This is a genomic window from Bacteroides sp. AM37-9, from assembly GCF_003603455.1.
GTDB lineage: Bacteria > Bacteroidota > Bacteroidia > Bacteroidales > Bacteroidaceae > Bacteroides > Bacteroides xylanisolvens.
In genome coordinates this window covers 73798-95054 of sequence record NZ_QTNF01000020.1, presented here as the reverse complement: position 1 = coordinate 95054, position 21257 = coordinate 73798, and the positions used below count along the sequence as shown (strand labels likewise).

General features: G+C 38.7%; 15 protein-coding genes. 13 read left to right on the top strand and 2 right to left on the bottom strand.

The features are described from left to right. Nucleotides 1-5: 5 nt before the first annotated feature. Both DW862_RS14990 and DW862_RS14985 read right to left on the bottom strand, forming a co-directional pair. Entirely contained in the window at nt 6-1031 is a 1026-nt protein-coding gene (locus DW862_RS14990) for an AI-2E family transporter (protein ID WP_008025686.1), read from the bottom strand. A gap of 300 nt (nt 1032-1331) precedes the next feature. Then, the gene (locus DW862_RS14985; protein ID WP_120069053.1) at nt 1332-1958 is read right to left on the bottom strand and encodes an HU family DNA-binding protein; all 627 of its coding nucleotides are present in this window, start codon (nt 1956-1958) and stop codon (nt 1332-1334) included. Between the two features lie 414 nt (nt 1959-2372). Between DW862_RS14985 and DW862_RS14980 the strand changes: the two genes are divergently transcribed. The 13 genes from DW862_RS14980 (at nt 2373) to DW862_RS14925 (ending at nt 21202) form a co-directional block, all read left to right on the top strand. Continuing rightward, complete coding sequence (locus DW862_RS14980) at nt 2373-3125, top strand: FadR/GntR family transcriptional regulator (RefSeq protein WP_004314826.1); 753 nt, start codon at nt 2373-2375, stop codon at nt 3123-3125. A 47-nt stretch (nt 3126-3172) separates the two neighbouring features. Continuing rightward, nucleotides 3173-4189: a hypothetical protein gene (locus DW862_RS14975; protein ID WP_120069050.1), complete on the top strand. Its 1017-nt coding sequence runs from the start codon at nt 3173-3175 to the stop codon at nt 4187-4189. Between the two features lie 36 nt (nt 4190-4225). Then, a complete protein-coding gene (locus tag DW862_RS14970; RefSeq protein ID WP_087318320.1) occupies nt 4226-5137 on the top strand; it encodes a dihydrodipicolinate synthase family protein in 912 nt (303 codons plus the stop codon). A 116-nt stretch (nt 5138-5253) separates the two neighbouring features. Then, nucleotides 5254-6894 (top strand): sialidase family protein, encoded by a 1641-nt coding sequence (locus DW862_RS14965; protein WP_120069046.1) that lies wholly within the window; start codon nt 5254-5256, stop codon nt 6892-6894. 6 nt (nt 6895-6900) lie between these two features. Beyond that, nucleotides 6901-8133: an MFS transporter gene (locus tag DW862_RS14960; RefSeq protein WP_008025676.1), complete on the top strand. Its 1233-nt coding sequence runs from the start codon at nt 6901-6903 to the stop codon at nt 8131-8133. A 25-nt stretch (nt 8134-8158) separates the two neighbouring features. Continuing rightward, the gene (locus DW862_RS14955) at nt 8159-10867 is read left to right on the top strand and encodes a SusC/RagA family TonB-linked outer membrane protein (RefSeq protein WP_243636497.1); all 2709 of its coding nucleotides are present in this window, start codon (nt 8159-8161) and stop codon (nt 10865-10867) included. 24 nt (nt 10868-10891) lie between these two features. Beyond that, nucleotides 10892-11443 (top strand): hypothetical protein, encoded by a 552-nt coding sequence (locus tag DW862_RS26370; RefSeq protein WP_243636496.1) that lies wholly within the window; start codon nt 10892-10894, stop codon nt 11441-11443. 19 nt (nt 11444-11462) lie between these two features. Then, nucleotides 11463-12917 (top strand): RagB/SusD family nutrient uptake outer membrane protein, encoded by a 1455-nt coding sequence (locus DW862_RS14950; RefSeq protein ID WP_004314820.1) that lies wholly within the window; start codon nt 11463-11465, stop codon nt 12915-12917. After that, on the top strand, nt 12904-14064 hold the full coding sequence (locus DW862_RS14945; protein WP_004314819.1) for an exo-alpha-sialidase: 1161 nt from the start codon (nt 12904-12906) through the stop codon (nt 14062-14064). The genes DW862_RS14950 and DW862_RS14945 overlap by 14 nt, the downstream gene beginning before the upstream one ends. Nucleotides 14065-14082: 18 nt before the next feature. Continuing rightward, on the top strand, nt 14083-15654 hold the full coding sequence (locus tag DW862_RS14940; RefSeq protein WP_004314818.1) for a PKD domain-containing protein: 1572 nt from the start codon (nt 14083-14085) through the stop codon (nt 15652-15654). Nucleotides 15655-15721: 67 nt separating this feature from the next. After that, the gene (locus DW862_RS14935; RefSeq protein WP_004314817.1) at nt 15722-17806 is read left to right on the top strand and encodes a glycoside hydrolase family 3 C-terminal domain-containing protein; all 2085 of its coding nucleotides are present in this window, start codon (nt 15722-15724) and stop codon (nt 17804-17806) included. A 193-nt stretch (nt 17807-17999) separates the two neighbouring features. Beyond that, complete coding sequence (locus tag DW862_RS14930) at nt 18000-18542, top strand: hypothetical protein (RefSeq protein WP_120069088.1); 543 nt, start codon at nt 18000-18002, stop codon at nt 18540-18542. A 182-nt stretch (nt 18543-18724) separates the two neighbouring features. Next, nucleotides 18725-21202, top strand: a complete 2478-nt coding sequence (locus DW862_RS14925; RefSeq protein ID WP_120069084.1) for a carboxypeptidase-like regulatory domain-containing protein — start codon at nt 18725-18727, stop codon at nt 21200-21202. Nucleotides 21203-21257: the final 55 nt, after the last annotated feature.

Genomic DNA, 21257 nt, shown 5'->3' with positions numbered 1-21257 from the left:
TTCCGTCATCTCGACGGGAGGTTATTTCGTAAGTCCAGATATTCTTTTTTAAACATATCTACAAAAAGAAAGAATAGCGAAAGCAATAACGGGCCGAAGATCACTCCCATGAACCCAAATAACGGCAGACCGATGACTACTCCGAAAATGGTGATAAGCGGATGTGTATCTGCCATTTTCTTTTGGAGAATAAACCGGATCAGGTTATCTGACTGTGATACGACGATGGCTCCATAAGCAGCAATTCCGATGGCATTAAACCAGTCTCCGCTTATGGCAAGGTAAGCGGCTACGGGAAACCATACCAGTGCGGTGCCTACCATCGGAATAATGGTTGCAAAGCAGGTCAGAAATCCCAGCATCAATATGTTGGGTGCTCCGAAAAGGAGATAACCGATCATGGCTACTCCTCCCTGAATGATAGCCAGCAAGGGAATACCGATGGCATTGGAACGAACAATCATATTGATTTCGTGGATTACTTCTTGAGTATTGGTCTCGTTAAATGGCAGAATATCGTTGACGTATGCTTCCATTTTTTTTCCTCCGATCAACATGAAATAAAGTACAAAGATCATGACGAACAGGTTGATGGCGAGACTGCTGATACTCTCCATTATGATTTGTCCGATACGGGGAAGTATGGAGACAATGAATGTCAATGTATCTTTTCCTAATACATCATATCCTGTTTTCTCTTTGATAAATTCGGCTACTTGTTGGATCGGTGCGATATACGTTTGTGGGTCCAGATTGATATCTTGTAGTTTATTTACTACCATCCAGACGGTCAGTCCCAAAGGAATAAGGAAGACAAAAATAGTTTCTGCGGTAATCAGTAAAGCACTTAGGCTACGTTTTAGCTTTCGTTTTTCTACCAGATATCTCATCTGTCCGCGTACAAGAATATAAATAGTGAGTGCTCCCAATAATCCTCCCAGGAATGGAGTGATTTGTCGGAAGATGATGATCCCCATAAATAGGATGATGACGATGAGGGAATATTTCCAGTATTGTTCTTTGGTGCTCATATCATGTGAAATTCGTTTATATAATGAACAATTAAGGTATAGGAAAGGTTTGTTTTATGGTGAGATAACGAAATGAAAACAGTTTGGTTTCATTGAGCGGATATTCGTTAATATCCAATTGATTTATGTTAAATGTTAACGGATTGGTTGTTTCTATTAAACCATGTTATAAGATACACTGCTTTGACCTGAAAATTTGGAGATAACCGAAAAGCTCGTATCTTTGTAGTGTGTTTTTCATAGTATTAGATTTAAGGTTAACAAAGATTGGCTGTCTGGGATAGATAGCCTTTTTTTATGTTATATATTCTGCTCTGTTTGACTATCCTCTTGGTTTTTCACAAAAAGCATTTGATTCCCACGTCCCACTTTACAGATTATGCCTTCTTTGGCAAACCGCTTTAAATCCTCTAATGCTTTATTTTTCAGTCGTCCGGTCAGTTCGGTATATGTGGTGCGTGTGATGAATCCATATCGGTTGACGTGTTCAAGTAGTCTTCTTTTCAGTTCTTCGTCATCCAGTTGGCTTGAAGCTTGGAAAAATAGTTTTTGAGCCCGTTCCAGTTTACCCGTTGCTTTCTTCTTGAATGTTTTGGAAGCAAGGAAATTCACTCTGTTGAATTGAATGGAAGGTGAACGCAGGTCTTTTTTATCTTTCACCAGTCGGGATTTTATCTTTCCGGAAAAATAACCGAACTCACCTACTTCTACCCGGTAGCCTTGTCCTATGTATTCTCCCACGAGGTCTACAAGTTCCATCAGTGTACCTTCTACCACTCCCGGCTTGTATCCGGTGCGGGCAACGAGTTGTTTCAATAGTTGTTTGGTGTTGATAGTGCCGTTAAATACAATGCTGGGGTACAACACATCCTTTTCTCCCTCTTTTGTAGTGAGAGCCGGTTTCTTCTTAAAGTCGTAATATGCCATTATTCTGATAATTAAATATATTCTCTGTATTCTTTATTGTTTTTTACTGTAGCTTTTATGAAACTGCTTAGTATAATTTTGCTCGTCCTGTTATAGGGTGTCTATTGTCCTGTTATAAAAAACTATTTGTTTTCCTATAAGAAAATAATTGTTTTGTTGTAAAGGGATAATGAAAATTATGCAGTAAAGGTATTTGTTTTATGTGAGGCGGACAAGTAATTGATGCAATGTTTGGGAATAATCTTCTAATGTGTTGAACAAGTAAACGTTTCTTGTCCTGTGCCGAAAATTATGTTTTTCAGCATAAGTGAGTGTTTTTCTATACTAATATTATTGTATTCTAAAAAAAATCCCTTAATATTGCATTTGTATTATTTGTCAGACAAATAATACAAATCATAAAATTCTAATAATATGAAGATAGAAATTAATCAAACAACATTAATCGATCAGGTGGAAGACAGTCTGCTTACTTACTTTAAAAAGAATGACTTAAGGCGTGGAGATTCAATTCCCAATGAGAATAATCTGGCTGCAGAATTAGGAGTTGCAAGGAGTGTTGTCAGAGAAGCATTGAGTCGTTTGAAAATGATGGGGCTGATTCATGCACGTCCTCGCAAAGGAATGGTTCTGACCGAACCTTCTATTTTAGGAGGGATGAAAAGAGTGATAGATCCTCGTGTTTTGAGTGAAGAAACTATTTTAGATCTGTTAGATTTCAGAATTGCACTTGAAATAGGAATATCAAGCGATATTTTCCGTAAGATAACTCCTAAGGACATCGAAGAATTAAGCGAGATAGTGAAAATGGGAATTGTTTTTGAGAATAATGAATACGCATTAATCAGTGAATCGGCTTTTCATACGAAACTATATAAAATCACTGGAAATAAAATAATATCCGAATTTCAGGAAATCATTCACCCTATACTTGTCTATGTGAAAGAAAAATTCAAAGATTATTTGAAACCTATAAATATAGAAATGAGTAAAAGTGGTAAAATAGCTACTCATGCTGATTTGCTGGATTTTATAAAAAAAGGGGATGAAAAAGGATACCGGGATGCCATCGAAAGACATTTTGAGGTTTATAAGATTTTCAAGGTCAATCGGAGTCAGGAGTTGATGGCAGAAAAAGAAAGTAGTGAAAAGGTAGAAGGGATATGAAAAGACTACATTTCATCATTTTATGTTTATCCTTAATAATATTGTTTATGAATACATCTTGTTTGAGAAAAAAGGAAAAGAGGATAGAGGTGCAATGGGAAAACTCATTGCTGCTTCCAGGATGCGCCGGCATGCCGGAGAACGTCGGATTAGCAGGTGCATATTCCGGGATAGTGGAAGGAAAGTTGCTTGTGCTGGGCGGAGCTAACTTTCCTGACAAGTATCCTTGGGAAGGAGGAACGAAAACTTGGTGGTCTACTTTATATAGCTATGATTTACAAACGGGAAAATGGACTGTTTATGATGATTTTCTCGATCGCCCGCTTGCTTATGGAGTTTCAATAAGTCTGCCGGAAGGATTGTTGTGTATTGGAGGGTGTGATCGTACGCAGTGTAGTGATAACGTTTTCCTGATAAAGAAAGAAGAAGATTCATTTGTGATAGACTCTGTCAGTTATCCATCTTTGCCGGTTCCGTTGGCGAATGCAACGGGAGCAATGGGTGATAACTGTATTTATATTGCTGGGGGGCAAGAGACTATGGTAAATGAACAGTCGACTCATCATTTTTACATGCTTGATTTGATGCATAAAGAAAGAGGATGGCAAGAAATGCCGGATTGGAATGGTCCTTCTCTTTCCTATGCAGTAGGTGTGGCTCAAGGGGAACGATTTTATCTTTTCAGCGGAAGAAGTTATGCTCCGGATGAGGCGATGGTAGAACATACGGAGGGGTACGTATTTGAGCCAGGCGTTGGAAAATGGAGTAAAATGACCGGTTCTTTTCCTGTAATGGCGGGGACTGGTATACCATACGGGGAGGATAAGATTCTGCTATTTGGGGGAGTGGAAGAGATTCTTCCTACATCTTCCGAGCATCCGGGATTCAGCCGTAAGTTACGAGTAGTCAGTACAAGTACGAATTCTCTGGTAGATTCGCTCGAATGTCCTTATCGCATTCCGGTTACTACGAATGTTGTTTCTGTCGGAAATCAGGTATTCATCGTAAGTGGTGAGGTACAGCCGGGAATACGGACGCCATTTATTCTAAAAGGAAGTTTCTAGAAATAAAATGAAATATCAAATCTAATTAAATGCATTATGAACAATTATGAAAGACTGGAAGGGATGGTTGCGGCCACCTTCACCCCAATGGATGAAAATGGGGATGTAAATTTATCTGTTATTGAAAAATATGCTGATTGGATCGCATCAACTCCTATTAAAGGGGTGTTTGTGTGCGGTACGACCGGTGAATTCTCTTCGCTGACGATTGATGAACGTAAATTAATTCTTGAAAAATGGGTTGCTTCGGCTGGTAAGCGGTTCAAAGTGATTGCCCATGTAGGTTCAAACTGTCAGCGGAGTGCTATGGAACTGGCATGTCATGCGGAAAAAGCAGGAGCCGATGCCATTGCTTCAATAGCTCCGTCTTTTTTCAAGCCGGGAACGGTAGATGAGTTGATCGATTTTTTTGCTCCGGTTTGCAGGTCTGCCAGTGGACTGCCTTTCTATTACTATAATATGCCGTCGATCACAGGGGTTAATTTGCCGGTAGATAGATTTTTGGTAGAGGGTAAGAAGAAAATACCAAACTTGGTAGGTACTAAATTTACTCATAATAACCTGATGGAGATGGGGGCTTGCATCGATTTGGAGCAGCATAAGTTTGAAGTTCTGCATGGCTTTGACGAGATTTTGATTGCAGGTTTATCAATGGGAGCTGTGGCAGGCGTAGGAAGTACATATAATTATATTCCGAATGTTTACCATGCCATTTTTGAATCAATGAAGCAAAATGATGTGGAAACAGCACGTGCCTGGCAAATGAAATCTATACGTACAGTGGAAGTTATCATTAAATATGGTGGAGGCGTACGTGGAGGTAAAGCTATCATGAAATTAATAGGCATTGATTGTGGCAGTTGTCGTTTACCGATTAAACCTTTTTCAATTGAGGAGTATGACAAATTAAAAGGTGATTTGGATGCAATAAATTTCTTCGATTTTTAGATATAAAAAGAGGAGATGACAGTAAAAGTATATTGCTGGGGTTTAGCTATTTTACTTTCTGTCATTCCCCTCAAATCTAGTTAAATGCGTTCAAAATTACCTAAAATAAAAATACTATGAAAGTAAGAAGGGAAATATTAATTATATTTTCAATGATTTTATTATTGGTATTGCCAGCCACGTCTTTGGGTAAAGAAATAAAATGGGTGCTGGAACGACCGGTAATTCCTGTGTTGGTGAAGAAACCGGCAAGTCCTGTATTAAAGGTTACTCTAATCAGGGCAGACAATCAACCTTACGCCATTCAGCAAATAGATTTAGATTTATTAGGGAGTACGGATGTGGCAGATGTTGTTTCTGTTGCTATATATGGTACACAAGAAAATGGACTGATAGATACATCCCGTTTGCTATATAAAGCACTTCCCGCTGCACGTAAAATATCATTTACTGATAAAGTGCAGGTAAATCAGGATTCTTTGTCTTTTTGGGTAGCCGTGACGTTGAAAGATACGGTTTCATTGGATCACCGTATTCAGCTTAACTGTAACCGGATTAAAACGACTAAAGGCAATCTGAAAATCTCGGAAAAAGGAAGTAAACCTTTGCGGGTAGGAGTAGCGGTACGGCAGAAAGGACAGGATGGGTGTGTTTCGTCACGTATTCCGGGATTGGCTACCAGCAATCAAGGAACTTTGTTAGCCATTTTTGATGCCCGTTATGACTATTCTCGTGATTTGCAAGGAAATATAGACATTGCTCTTCATCGGAGTACGGATAAGGGATTGACTTGGCAACCTGTTCAGACTGTGTTAGATATGGGAGAGTGGGGCAGCTTACCGCAGAAATACAATGGAGTGAGCGATGCTTGTATTCTAGTCGATAAAAATACAGGTGACATTTATGTAGCCGGATTGTGGATGCATGGCCTGCTGGATAAAGATGGCAAGTGGATAGAAGGATTGGATGAAAGTAGCACGGTCTGGACACACCAGTGGAAAGGAAAAGGCTCCCAGCCCGGAACAGGACTAAAAGAAACCTGCCAGTTTATGATAGCAAAAAGTACGGATGACGGTCTTAGCTGGAGTTTTCCGGATAATATAACTGCAAAGACGAAACACCCTGAATGGTGGCTGTTTGCACCGGCACCGGGACAAGGGATTACGTTGAAGGATGGCACGTTGGTATTTCCCACACAGGGACGTGATGAAAAAGGACTTCCTTTCTCAAATATTACGTATAGTAAAGATCACGGAAAGACGTGGATAACCAGCAACTTTGCGTATCAGAATGTAACGGAATGTAGTGTCGTACAATTGAATGATGGCGCCCTGATGTTGAACATGCGTGACAACCGGAACAGAGGACATAAAGAGGTGAACGGTCGGAGAATTTGTACGACTACCGATTTGGGAGCGAGTTGGAAGGAACATCCTACTTCAAGAAAGGCACTGGTGGAACCTACTTGTATGGCAAGCCTGCACCGACATGAATATATAGAAGAAGGAAAAAAGAAAAGCATGCTTCTCTTTGTAAATCCGAATGATTACGGGAAAAGGGATAAACTGACTTTGAAAGTGAGTTTTGATGATGGAATGACCTGGCCGGAGGAACATTGGATTCTTTTTGACCAATATCGCAGTGCCGGATATTCCTGCATTACGTCCATAGATGAAAATTCAATAGGCATATTATATGAGAGCAGTCAGTCGGATTTAGCTTTTATAAAAATCGATTTAACGGAGATTTTAAAGTAAACAGGCATGAATAATAAAACTTCAAATATATATCCCTGGGTAGTAGTCGGACTATTGTGGGGTGTTGCCTTGCTGAATTATATGGACAGGCAAATGCTTTCCACTATGCGAATTCCGATGATGGAGGATGTCCGGGAATTGGAATCGGCTGCCAATTTTGGTCGTCTGATGGCTGTCTTTCTGTGGGTATACGGACTGATGAGTCCTTTGTCGGGTATCATCGGTGACCGTGTGAACCGTAAATGGTTGATTGTAGGTAGTCTGTGTGTATGGTCGGGAGTTACTTATCTGATGGGCTATGCCACCACTTTCAATCAACTCTATTGGTTGCGTGGGATTATGGGAGTTAGTGAAGCACTGTATTTACCTGCTGCTTTGTCTCTGATTGCCGATTTTCACAAAGATAAAACTCGTTCGCTGGCTGTGGGAATACATATGACGGGATTATATGTAGGACAGGCTATCGGTGGGTTCGGAGCTACTTTTGCAGCAATCTATTCCTGGCATACCACGTTTCATTGGTTTGGCATTATAGGTGTAGGTTATGGTATTATTCTGGCATTTTTCCTACGTGATAAAGAGAGAGGAAATGTCTCGGAGAATCAGAAGATGAAAAAGATTCCGGTATTGAAGAGCTTGGGAATGTTATTCTCTAATGTCTTCTTCTGGGTTATCTTATTTTATTTCTGTGTGCCGGGTACTCCGGGATGGGCGGCAAAGAATTGGTTACCAACTCTTTTTTCTGATAGCTTGTCTATTGATATTTCAGTAGCAGGTCCTATGTCTACCATTTCTATAGCCTTATCTTCACTCTTCGGAGTATTGGCAGGTGGATACATCTCGGATCGATGGGTATTAAAAAATGTACGTGGAAGAGTTTATACCGGTGCGTTGGGTTTGGGGCTTATCATACCTTCCCTGCTGTTTATCGGATATGGTCATTCTATTTTTGCATTGGTCATGGGAGCGGTGTTATTCGGAATAGGTTTTGGTATGTTTGATGCAAATAATATGCCTATTCTTTGTCAGTTTGTATCTGCACGTTACAGGGCAACCGCTTATGGTATTATGAATATGTGTGGTGTATTTGCCGGAGCTGCTATTACTAGCCTTTTAGGCGAATCAATGGATGCCGGACACCTGGGACGTGATTTTGCACTGCTTGCTATATTGGTACTGGCTATGCTGGTTATTCTGGTCACTTGTCTGCGACCTAAAACAATTGATATGAAAGATTAATTTTCAAATTTTAATTTTATATTTTATGAAAAACTCAATAAAGCATACGAATAAAATATTATCGGTGTTATTTGCTTTTTTATTTATTTCCCTAAATATTCAAGCAGATGATATCAGTTCTAAAGAAATTAAAGTTTCTGGTATAGTACAGGATCAAACTGGGGTAGAATTGCCCGGAGTTTCAATTTCTGTAAAAGGAGTAGATAAAGGTACCATTACCAATGCGTCCGGTGAATTCTCAATAATGGTTTCTCCTGACGCTACTCTTATTGTTTCTTTTGTAGGAATGGAAACAAAAGAAATTGCAGTCAAAGGGCGTAGAAATATTGTCATTGTTTTGAAAGAGAGTTCTGTATTGCTTGATGAAGTTGTAGCTATAGGCTATGGAAAACAATCAAGGGCATTAATAACCAATTCTATTTCTAAGATAAATAAGGAAGAATTCCAGAAGGCACCCGGACAGAATCCATTATTACAGTTACAAGGAAAAGTGCCTGGTCTGTCTTTACAGATTTCTAGTGGGCAGCCTGGAGCTGATCCTCAATTATTTATTCGTGGAGGAAGTTCAACTTCGCCGGAAAGTGATACGCCTTTAATAATTATTGATGGTATAATATCACAAGGTTTTAGAAATATATCAGATATGAATCCGGCAGATATAGAATCTATAGAGGTCTTGAAAGATGCTGCTTCTACCGCTATCTATGGTTCCAGAGCAGCCAATGGTATTATTCTTGTCAAGACTAAATCCGGTCAGAAAGGGAAACCTGTTGTGAGTCTGCGATACACATACGGAGTGGAACAACAACCTCAGCGAATCCCATTATTGAATGCACGGGATTATATAACATTATCTCGTTCGAATATTGCCAAATTTAATCAGGCAGACTTAACTTATAATGGAAAAGAAGATCAGGCTAAATTTTTGAGCGGTTCATTTGGTATGTCAACCGGAAATCCTAGAAATTCAAAGAATACGCTTGAGTTTTTGGATGTTTATCTTCAAAAGTATGGTCAAGGTTACGTCAGTAACTTGTTGGAAAACGAAGGATGGCAGACAATGGCAGATCCTGTTACAGGTAAACAACTTATTTTTCAGGATAATGACTTTCAGAAAGCCACCTTTACAACTGGGCAGAAGCATGAAATAGATTTGAGCATTAGTGGAGGGACGGAAGTTATTAACTATTATGTAGGATTAAGATATTTGAATCAGGATGGTATTCTTCGAGGTACGAATTATAAGAATTACAGCGTTTTGTTTAATGGAAACTATAAATTGAGTGAAGCATGGAGTCTGTCTACTAAAGCTAGTTTGCAGGTGAGAGATGCTGTAGGAGGTGGAAATACAGTTAATACCATATCACGAAGCATATTGACTCCACCAACTTACCGCTTGTATTATGAAGATGGAACTCCGGCTCCGGGTGAAGGAATTTCTTCTTTCAGAAGCAGATTGCATGAAATTTATTATAAGACTAACTATGATGATACCAATGTATATAGGACAACTTTCCAATTAGGTGCAATTTGGAATATTCTGCCTGGCTTGATATTAAAGCCTACAGCCTATTATTTCGGTACGGAAGGTATAGAAAATTATTTTCAGGCAGATAATGAAACAACCGGAAATACAATTCGTCCGGCTTCTGCCAAACATAATTTTGACAGGCATTTGCAGGGAGATTTAGTGCTTTCGTATGATAAGAAAGTGAAAGATCATAATATTGGAGTCGTAGCAGGTGCCAGCTATACTCATGATTATAGTTATAGGCTTTCTGCAAGTGGCAGTGGTTCTTCCATAGATTTAATTCCGACATTAAATGCAACGGCAGATAGTACTCAGCGGGCAAGTTCGACTAAAACAATGGAAGCCACTTTGAGTTATTTCGGACGTGTAAATTATGATTATAATGGCAAATATCTTTTCTCCATCAGTATGCGTGCCGATGGTTCTTCGCGATTTGCGGAAGATAATAAATGGGGATTTTTCCCGGGAGTATCTGCTGGGTGGAATATGCATCGGGAAAACTTCTATAAACCATTGGAAGCTATCGTTAGTCGTTGGAAATGGCGTGCTAGTTGGGGGCGCACAGGTAACAACAATTTGAGTGTGGCTAATTCGAGAGGAGAATATAAGATTACAGATACCAACTATCAGGGCTCTGTCGGTATATTAAATACAACATTGAAAAATTCGCAGTTGCGCTGGGAAACAACAGAATCCTATGACATCGGGGTTGATTTGGGCTTTTTCAATAATAGATTAGGACTGTTAATCGACTATTACAACAAACTGACATTTGACAGATTGTATGATGAACCTTTATGGAGTTCTACCGGATTTAGTTCCATTAAGAGTAACTATGGATCTGTAAGAAACTCCGGAGTAGAGATTGAGTTGAATGCTACTCCTATTCAAACTAAAGATTTCTCATGGGATTTAGGGTTGACATTTGCTTATAACAAAGGAGTGGTAGTAGACTTACCGGATAATGGAGAAGAAAAGCATCGTGTAGGAGGAAACTTTGTTTATGATCCTGCAACTGGAGGGACAAAAAAAGTGGGTGGTATTGCCGAAGGTGAGAGATTTGGCGGAAGATGGGCTTTTCATTACTTGGGAACATATCAGACTGAAGAAGAAGCGGCCAAGGCACCTAATGACCCGAACGCACAAGGAAGAAAGAAACATGCGGGAGATGCAATATTTGAAGATGTAAATAATGATGGATAATTGGACTCTAAAGACATGATTTTCATGGGATATGTTCGTCCCGATAAAGTCGGAGGAATTATTAATACATTGAAATACAAAGGACTAACCGTGCGAATCGTTATGGACTGGGCTATGGGGCATGTAATAGACAATGGCTTCAAAGGACAGATAATGGGTAGCTCACGTAATAATAATAATGCCATCAAAGAGGCAATGACCAATTCTTGGCAGAGTGCGAATGATGGAAGCAAATATCCTAAATATACTGTTCAGAGTGACTATGATTATCAATATAGAAATCATATGAGATGGGATAATCAGATCGGAAGCTCTGCAAGTGGTAGTACTAATAATAGCTTGTATTTTAGCAAGGGAGATTACCTGGCATTCAGGGAAGTGTCTTTAAGTTATATGTTGCCATTATCTTGGATTAGAAAGATGAGACTCAGTGCTGTGGAAGTTTTTGCAGGAGCGTATAATATTGGTTATATAAAAAAATATGATGGCATGTTCCCTGAAATATATACTGGTGTTGACTATGGTATTTATCCGAGACCCAGACAATATAACATGGGAGTAAAAATTAATTTCTAATTAAATAAGACTCATAATTATGAAACAATTTAAATCAATACTATTAGGCATTTCTTTATTCTTGTTACATTCGTGTAACTTACTGGATGTAGATACTGTTTCAAGCATTACCGGAGATGGATACTGGAATACAAAAGGCGATGTAGAAAGTTATATGATCGGTATTTATACCAAATTGCGCGATACATCGAATTCTACTCTTCATTTTGAAGACAGAGGAGATGCCTTTACAACAGGGCTGGAAGGTGGCCCTTCTAATTTATGGGCGCAAAACCTCACATCGCAAAATGGTTATAGCTGGTCAAGCTATTACTCTGTAATACAACATTGTAATATGTTACTGAAGTATACTCCCGGAATAGATTTTGGTGTAGAGGCTGATAAAAACAGATTATTGGCAGAGGCGTATTGTATCAGAGGGTATATGTATTTCTGTATTGCCCGGATATGGGGGGATGCCCCTTTGGAACTGGAACCGACAGAAAGTTCAAATAAGCCTAAGTTAGCAAGAGAACCCGCGGAGGAAGTTTTGGCACGTGCTCTAAGTGATGTAAATACGGCAATTGATCTTTTTCCGGAAGAAAGTTATGCAAATGGAAAAGGAAGGGCATCGAAGCCGGCATGCTATGCATTGAAAGCCGATATTTTGCTATGGAAAGCAAAAGTGATGAATGGATCGGAACAAGATTTGAAAGATGTCATAACTTATGCGGATTTGGCAAGTAAAGGACTTTCACTGGAAGATAACTTTGCAGATATTTATGGAACTAAATATGGGAAAGAAGTGATATGGACTATCCATTTCGAAATTTATGAAAAGGAAGCTCAGTATAGTCAGAGTCTGAAACCAAGAGATGTTTTTGTAGAAAAGGCGGTCAATAAGGATGAAATTCCTTATGCTAAAGGAGGAGCTCGCAGCACTTATGCACCAAGTCCGTTTTTGATAGGTCTTTTTAATGCAAATCCGGCAGATATCAGAACCAAAGACTCTTATATCACTGCAAAGGATGCGGACGGAAATGAAATAGGGACTTTTGATAATAAGATGAAGGGAACAAAAACAGAAGGAGATCGCACCTATGACTCAGATATAGTTATATATCGGCTTGCAGAGATGTATTTATTTAAAGCAGAAGCTTATGCGGCGTTAAATCAAACACCACAGGCTATTATTGAACTGAATAGAGTCAGAGACCGTGCCAAGATTGGAACTTATAATGGAAGTACCAATAAAATAGCAGTGGAGAAAGAAATTCTGAACGAGCGTGCAAGAGAGTTATATCTTGAGAGAAAAAGATGGCCCGATCTTCTTAGATTTCATTATGGTGGAACGATTGATGTTTATCAGGAGGTCCCGAACTTAAAGAAAAAAGTCGATGATAATATTATCATTCCATTATATCTTGCAATCCCATTGAGCGATATAAATATCAATCCTAATTTAAAACAAACTCAAGGATATGAAAACCTATAAGATTATTACATGCGTATTTCTTTTTACAAGTATGTTTACACAGGCTTGTCAAAAAGATGATGAGACACAAGGAAACCCAACTCCTGTTCCACCGGAAGAAGAAGTGCCTTCGTCCGAATTCAACTATATTTATAATCAAGGGACGGATGGTTTTGAACTCTATCGAATACCTGCTATTGTTAAAAGTAAAAGCAATACTTTATTAGCTTTTGCTGAAGCTAGAAAAGCTCGAAGTAATGGAGATAGCGGAGATATAGATCTTGTAGTCAAACGTTCGTCGGATAATGGAAAAACATGGAGTAAACAGATTACGATATGGAATGATGGACAAAACACTTGTGGAAATCCCGTGCCTATTGTTGACGACAGAGGTAGAATACATCTGCTTATGACTTGGAATTTCCAGACTGATAAATGGGGGGCAATAACCAATGGTACCGGAGAAGACAGCCGACGTCCGTACTATACATATTCTGATGATGACGGCATTACTTGGGCGCAACCAGTTGAAATAACTTCTTCTGTAAAAAAAGAAAAATGGGATTGGTATGCTACCGGTCCGTGCCATGGTATTCAGATTCAAAAGGGAATACATAAAGGAAGATTAGTTGCTCCAAACTATTTTACAACTCGGGAGAGTGGAAAGGTCACGAGTTATTCTCATATCATTTATTCTGATGATTACGGAAAAACATGGAAACCAGGAGAACCTACTCCTGTCGGTGGTGTTGGAGAATGTTCTGTAGCCGAGATAGGAGAGGGAACGTTAATGTTGAATATGAGAGCAGATGAAGGCTTTTATCGGAAAAGTTGTACTAGCATAGATGGAGGACTTACTTGGTCTTCACCTCAAATTAGCATTGATCAAATAGACTGTAAGTGTCAGGGTAGTATATTATCAATAGGAGGAGCTGTTTTTCTTTCGAATGCTGCTTCCGCTACGGAACGTATTAATATGACTATCAAAAAAAGTACGGATAATGGGAAAAACTGGAAGGGACAATATACAGTTTATGAAGGTAACTCTGGTTACTCTGATATAGTTGAGCTCTCTGATTCACAGATTGCTATTATCTATGAGGGAGGAGAAAAACGATATACGGATGGGCTGGCATTTAAAGTTGTTAGCATAAAATCAATACAATGAATTTAATACATTACTGATATGAAAAGAAAAACTATATATTTATTACAGTGTATTGTTGTGATATTGTTATTGGCTTGTTCTGAAGATGATTTGCAGTCCTTGCAAGCTGCTTTCGAATCAGATCTTCAGGAAGTCACAATCGGAGAAAGTATTACTTTCAAAGACATATCTACTGGTGAACCTTCTAAATGGAATTGGCGGTTCGAAGGTGGAGAACCAGAAACCTCAATCTTATTTAGTCCTAATGTTGTATATAATAAGCCTGGAGTTTATTCGGTTACCTTGTCTGTCGGACGCGGAGAAGAAGCAAACGAAATGGTGAAGGAACAATATATTACTGTTAACTATCCGTCGCAGATAACTGTTGACTTCTCTGCAGATAAAACTACTGCTACAAATGAAGATGTTATTTCTTTTAAAGATTTGTCCAAAGGCTATCCGAATGAGTGGTTATGGAGTTTCACACCTAAAGAAGGTGGAGCAGTTATCACTTCAACAGAACAAAATCCACAAATGACACTTTCTCCGGGAATCTATACTATTAAATTGACAGCTAAGAATCCCAAAGCGTCTTCGGACAAAGTAAGAGAGGATTATATTACTGTTATTGATAAAAATGCGATTGCCGCTGATTTTGGTGCACAATGCCGGAATACTTATGCCGGGGGATATATTAACTTCTTGGATAAGACATTAGGAACGGTTGAAGAATGGGAATGGACATTTGAAGGAGGTACTCCAGCCAGTTCTGTAGAACAAAATCCTGTAGTGCAATATAATAATCCAGGAAAATACAAAGTGACGTTGAAAGCTAAAAACTCAGTAAATAGCTCTACGAAAGAGAAAGAAGGTTATGTATATGTTGTTTCTGCAGAAAAGTTAGTATTGTATTTGCCATTCGATGGTGATAATAAAGATGCAGGTCCAAATCAATTGAATCCTGAGGAACTTACGGCAGGAGCTGGTTCCAGTGTATATAATTCTCAGGCGCGCTTTTCCGGAGAAAGTGCTGAATGTCGATTTGCAGCACACTTCCAAGGCGACAAGCAAAATTATTCAATTTTGTCTATTCCTGAAGAAGGATTGAAGAATCATTATACGGATAGTGAATTTACAGTTGCATTTTGGGTGAAGGTTTCAAATATGACAGCTAAGAATGCAGTCTTTCATCAAGGTGTGGGACCTGGTGCTACTTATACCGATCCTGTGCCCAGACAAAGTTGGTTTAGACTTGATACCAGTGGTAAAACTGTTGTTTTCTGTGTAGAATACAAGGGAAAAGCAGGAAACTGGGCTGAATATGAAGGTAAACGAATGGATGACGGTGAGTGGCATCACTATGTATGTATTTATAAGAAAGTGGATGGAAAAAGAGATAGTTATTTGTATATAGATGGGCAGAAAGTTATTGAAAAGAAAGGGGTTGTTGACAAGGTGGTAGATAATTGGCCATACTATATTGGTTGTAACTATCGATTTACTAATGGAGAATTTGCACCTGAGAACTTCTTGAATGGTTATCTGGATGATTTTATTTTGTATAACAGAATATTGTCAGAAGAAGAAATACAAGATTTATACAATAACTAAAAACTAATTGTGGAACTTCTCTTTTAATCAGTAAAAGAGAAGTTCCACATTCAATTAATATCAGAATATGAAAAAACTTTTTCTATTGATTTTCATGCTTGTAAATTGCATTGGTTTATATGCACAACAGGTAATGGAGACAAGTGAAGCATACAAGAAGGCGGATGAATTATTAAAGAAGCTGACAATTGAGGAAAAAGCGCTCATGGTTAGGGGCTATAATAAGTTTTTTATCAAAGGTTTTGAAGAAAAAGGAATACTTCCTGTTTATTTGTCGGATGCGACACAAGGGGTTAATATCCGGAATAATTTGCCTGATCCTAACGTTGTAAAGCAACTGGAACGTTCAACAGCTTTTCCTTCTCCCATTTTGCTAGCCTCAACATTTTCACCGGAGTTATCTTACCAATATGCTAAAGCTATTGGAGAAGAATGTAGAGCTGGAGGAATTGAGGTTTTGTTAGGTCCCGGATTAAATATCTATCGACAGTCTCAATGTGCCAGAAATTTTGAATATTTTGGAGAAGATCCCTATTTGGTATCTCAAATGGTCAGTCAATATGTGACCGGACTTCAAAGTACGGGTACAGCGGCATGTTTAAAGCATTTCTACGGGAATAATACTGAATTTTATCGTAAACGGAGTAATTCCATTATCGGAGAACGTGCTATGAATGAAATCTATTTGCCGGGTTTTAAAGCTGGGATAGATGCAGGAGCTATGTCTGTAATGACTTCTTATAATCAGATCGATGGCGAATGGGCAGGACAAAGTTCGTATGTAATAAAGAAGATTCTTAGAGAAAAGCTGGGATTTAAATGGTTGGTTATGAGTGACTGGAATTCTGTGTGGGATTTGGAAAAGGTTATTAAATCAGGTCAAAATCTGGAAATGCCGGGTTCATATAATTTTGGAGTATCAGTATTGGATTTATATCATGAAAAGAAAATAACAGAGAAGGATTTAGACGATATGATACGGCCCACTTTGGCTACTTGTGTTGCCATGGGATTTTATAGCAGGCCTAAGTATGACACGACTTTGTTAAGTAAATATCCTGAACATGAACAGACTGCGAGGCGAGTTGCAGAAGAAGGTGTGGTATTACTTAAAAACAGGAATGAAATTTTACCGCTTGATCCTACAAAAAATAGAAAAATATTATTAACCGGTAAATTTGTATATGAAATACCTCGTGGCTATGGTGCGGCAGAAGTGATAGGGTATAATAATGTAAGTCTGATTGATGCTTTGCAGAAAGTCTTTGGGCGAACTGTATATTATATTGAAAAGCCTACTGTGGCAGAGATAAAAGAGGCTGATGTTGTTTTATTGAGTATGGGTACACGGGATAAAGAAGCCGTAGAACGTCCGTTTGCTTTACCTAGGGAAGACGAATCATTTATGCGCTATATCACTAAAAATAATCCTAACACTATTGCTATTATCAATACTGGGTCTGCGATTGATATGTCAGCATGGAACGAACAATTAGCAGCTTTGATTTATGGTTGGTATGGAGGACAATCTGGATTTGAAGCACTTACTGATATTATTATCGGAAAAGTAAATCCATCAGGAAAATTACCGATGACTATAGAAAGGTCATTTAAAGATTCACCGGCATGGGGATATTTGCCACAAGGGGCATCACTCTATAATGAGCTTAAAAATGAGCATCTTATTAATGTGTATGATGTTAATTATAAGGAAGATGTATTAGTTGGATATAGGTGGTATGATACAAAGAAGATAGAACCGCTTTATCCTTTTGGATATGGACTATCCTATACAACATTTGCTTTGACAAAACCACGATTATCATCTAACAAGATGAATGATAAACAGACTATAAAATGTTCTGTTACTCTTACGAATACAGGTAAGTGTGAAGGAGCTGAGGTGGTACAATTATATATCAAAGAGAACCAGCCAAGTGTATTACGTCCCGAAAAAGAACTAAAAAGATTTGAGAAAGTATCCTTGAAACCTGGGGAAAATCGAATCCTTGAGTTTATAATAACTTCCAAGGATTTAGCTTTTTGGGATGATCAGACACATAGTTGGAAAACAAATACTGGACAATATACAATTTTTCTAGGAACATCCTCCAGGCATATAAATCAAACTCTTTCTTTTATAAAAGAATAGGAATACTTTTAGGGCTACTTTGTGGATGCCGATGATAGAATTTGCCTTTAAGCATAAGTTAATAAAACTACAGTCTGATAATTATTTAGATTGTAGTTTTTTTGATAATATCTCATTCATTTATTATTTAATGGTGGAGTTGTCTTATTTATTTGGCCAATTCTGTATATTTGCAGACATATATTACAATATCATGAAAATTATATTTATTAATACACTTCGTATCCTGATGATTCTCGTGATTATTATTTCATGTGGAGTTGCCTGTGTAGTATACGAAGATACATTGGCTGCCTGGTGGATACCTGTTGGAGTGGCACTTATAATAGTGATAGCAACAATTCCTTTCTATAAAGGATGGATTTGGCTGACAACAATGGATAATAAAGTAATTAATTGTTGTTGCCATTTGGTTTGTGTCGGTGCTATCAGTTGTGTATTGTTTCTTGGGGGGAATTACTGGTTCGCTGATTCTGCTTCCACGCATGAAGAGAAAGTCATGGTACAGAAAAAATATATAGAAACACATAAGAAAACCCGTAGGGTCGGCAGACACCGTTATGTGTCGGATGGCGTTCGTAAAGAATATTATTTGCAGGTAGCTTTTGAAAATGGGAATGTAGAAACATTGCATGTATCTCCTTCTACTTATAATAAGACAAAGACAGGTCGGCCGAAGATTCTGACTTTGCAAAAGGGCTTATTTGGGTTGCCTGTAATTACCAAAGGACTTTAATGAAAGTCATACCACCTTTAGAATGGGTTATATATCCTTTAAAAGCGATATTCTTCTTTTCTTTTATTTTTCATCTTGCTAATTTTGCATTTAGTCTACAAATGGGACGCGTTCGTCTCATTTGAAAAATTAGTGCTGATCTCTGCCTTATCTTCGTGAAGAAATTAAAACGGAATAAAATCATGAAGATGAATAAAACTAGATTATTAGAGAAAATATCTATTCAGTCGGGCGTCTCTTTAGATGAGTGTGGGACAGTGCTCAAAACTTTTGAAAAAGTTCTAAGTGAAGAACTTTCCTGTAAAATGTATCGTTATGGCGGATGGATCCTATTATTGACCGCTTTATTTGTGTCTGTAACAGTATTTAGCCAGACAACAGGACGGAAAGGACGTCCGATGCAGACCATCCGTGGAATTGTTATAGATGGAGACTCGAAGTTTCCGATACCGTATGCAACAGTAAAGCTATCTGAAAAAGAGGGGGCGGGTACGATAACAGACAGTCTTGGTCGTTTCAGTATACCGCAGGTTCCTGTCGGCCGACATACCGTAGAAGCTGCGTTTATGGGATATGAACCGGGCATTTTCAGAGAAATACTGGTGACCTCCGCCAAGGAAATATATTTGGAAATACCTTTGAAAGAAAGCGTGAACGAATTAAACGAAGTGATAATTCGTGCGCGGACGAACAAGGAAGAAGCAATGAATAAGATGGCTACTACCGGAGCACGCATGTTGAGTGTAGAAGAAGCGAGCCGTTATGCAGGTGGATTTGATGATCCCGCACGTTTGGTTTCTGCTTTTGCCGGAGTGGCTCCCAGTGTTTCTTCCAATGGAATTTCTATTCATGGCAATGCCCCACATCTGTTGCAATGGAGACTGGAGGATGTCGAAATTCCTAATCCGAATCACTTTGCGGACATCGCTACATTGGGTGGAGGAATCCTTTCCTCTCTAAGTTCACAAGTGCTTGGAAACTCTGATTTTTTCACAGGAGCATTTCCTGCCGAATATGGAAATGCCGTATCCGGAGTCTTTGACATGAAATTGCGTAACGGCAACAACCAAAAGAACGAAAATACCATTCAGGTGGGAATTATGGGAATCGACGTCGCTTCCGAAGGCCCTTTGAGCAAGAAACATAAAGCATCGTATATTTTCAATTACCGTTATTCTACAACCGGCCTTCTGAATCTTGAAGGAGGAACGATGGATTATCAGGACCTGAACCTCAAACTCAACTTTCCAACACAGAAAGCCGGAACGTTCTCTGTTTGGGGAACGAGCCTGATTGATAAGTTCACCAGTGATTTTGAGAAGAACACAGAGAAATGGGATTATTGGGGCGACCGCAGTGAATCAAGAGACAAGCAATATATGGCAGCCGGAGGTGTCAGCCATCGTTATTTCTTTAATAATGACGCATCGTTGAAGACCACGATAGCCGCTACCTATTCGCAACTCGACGGAGGAGCAACCTTGTTCAACCATTCGATGGAGTCTACTCCTTATATGGATCTTGATTCAAAATATACCAACCTGATATTTACCACTACCTTTAATCGTAAATTCAGTAACCGTTTTACGAACAAGACAGGATTCACCTATACCAATATGTTCTACAAAATGGATCTTTCCATTGCTCCTTATGAAGCCGAACCACTGGAAATTGTATCTCAAGGAAAAGGTAATACAAGTCTGATTTCAGCCTACAATAGTTCATCGGTGGGATTAACAGAGCGTTGGACCCTTAATGCCGGAATCTATGGACAGCTTCTGACTCTGAACAATAAATGGTCTGTAGAACCACGGGTTGGCCTGAAGTGGCAAGCTACTCCAAAAACAACCTTTGCGTTGGCTTATGGAATGTACAGTCGCATGGAAAAGATGGATGTATATTTTGTTAAAACGAAAAGTACAGGCGATCAATCCGTCAATAAAGATCTTGATTTTACAAAAGCACAGCACATTATGTTATCATTCGGTTACAAGATTTCTGATCGCATGAATCTGAAGATAGAACCATATATCCAGTTTTTGCATGATGTCCCAGTAATGGCGGATAGTTCTTACTCCGTACTTAACCGTTCTGATTTTTATGTGGAAGATGCGTTGGTCAATAAAGGAAGAGGACGCAATGTGGGAATAGACATTACCTTCGAACGTTTTTTGGAGAAAGGACTTTATTATATGATTTCGGGTTCTTGGTTTGATTCCCGTTACCGGGGTGGGGACGGTGTGTGGTATAACACGAAGTTTAACCGTAATTATGTGATAAACGGACTCATCGGTAAAGAATGGATGTTGGGAAGAAATAAACAGAACATACTTAGTGTCAACCTGAAACTAACCTTGCAAGGTGGTGATCGATATTCTCCGATTGACTTGGAGGCAACGATGAATCATCCGGATAAAGAAGTGCAATATGACGAAACGAAAGCTTTCTCAAAACAATATTCTCCTATGTTGATTGGTAATTATACTGTCAGTTATCGTATCAACAAGAGAAAAGTATCACATGAATTTGCAGTGAAAGGACTTAACTTTACGGGTGCTAAAGAACATTACGGTCATGAATATAATGTGAAAACTGGAAAAATAGATGTCAGCGACAATTCTACGATATTGACGAATGTGAGTTATAAACTTGAATTTTAGAGATACGGTATAGAGTCTAACCGGAAAAATGTTTTATCTTCGTCCCCAATAAAGC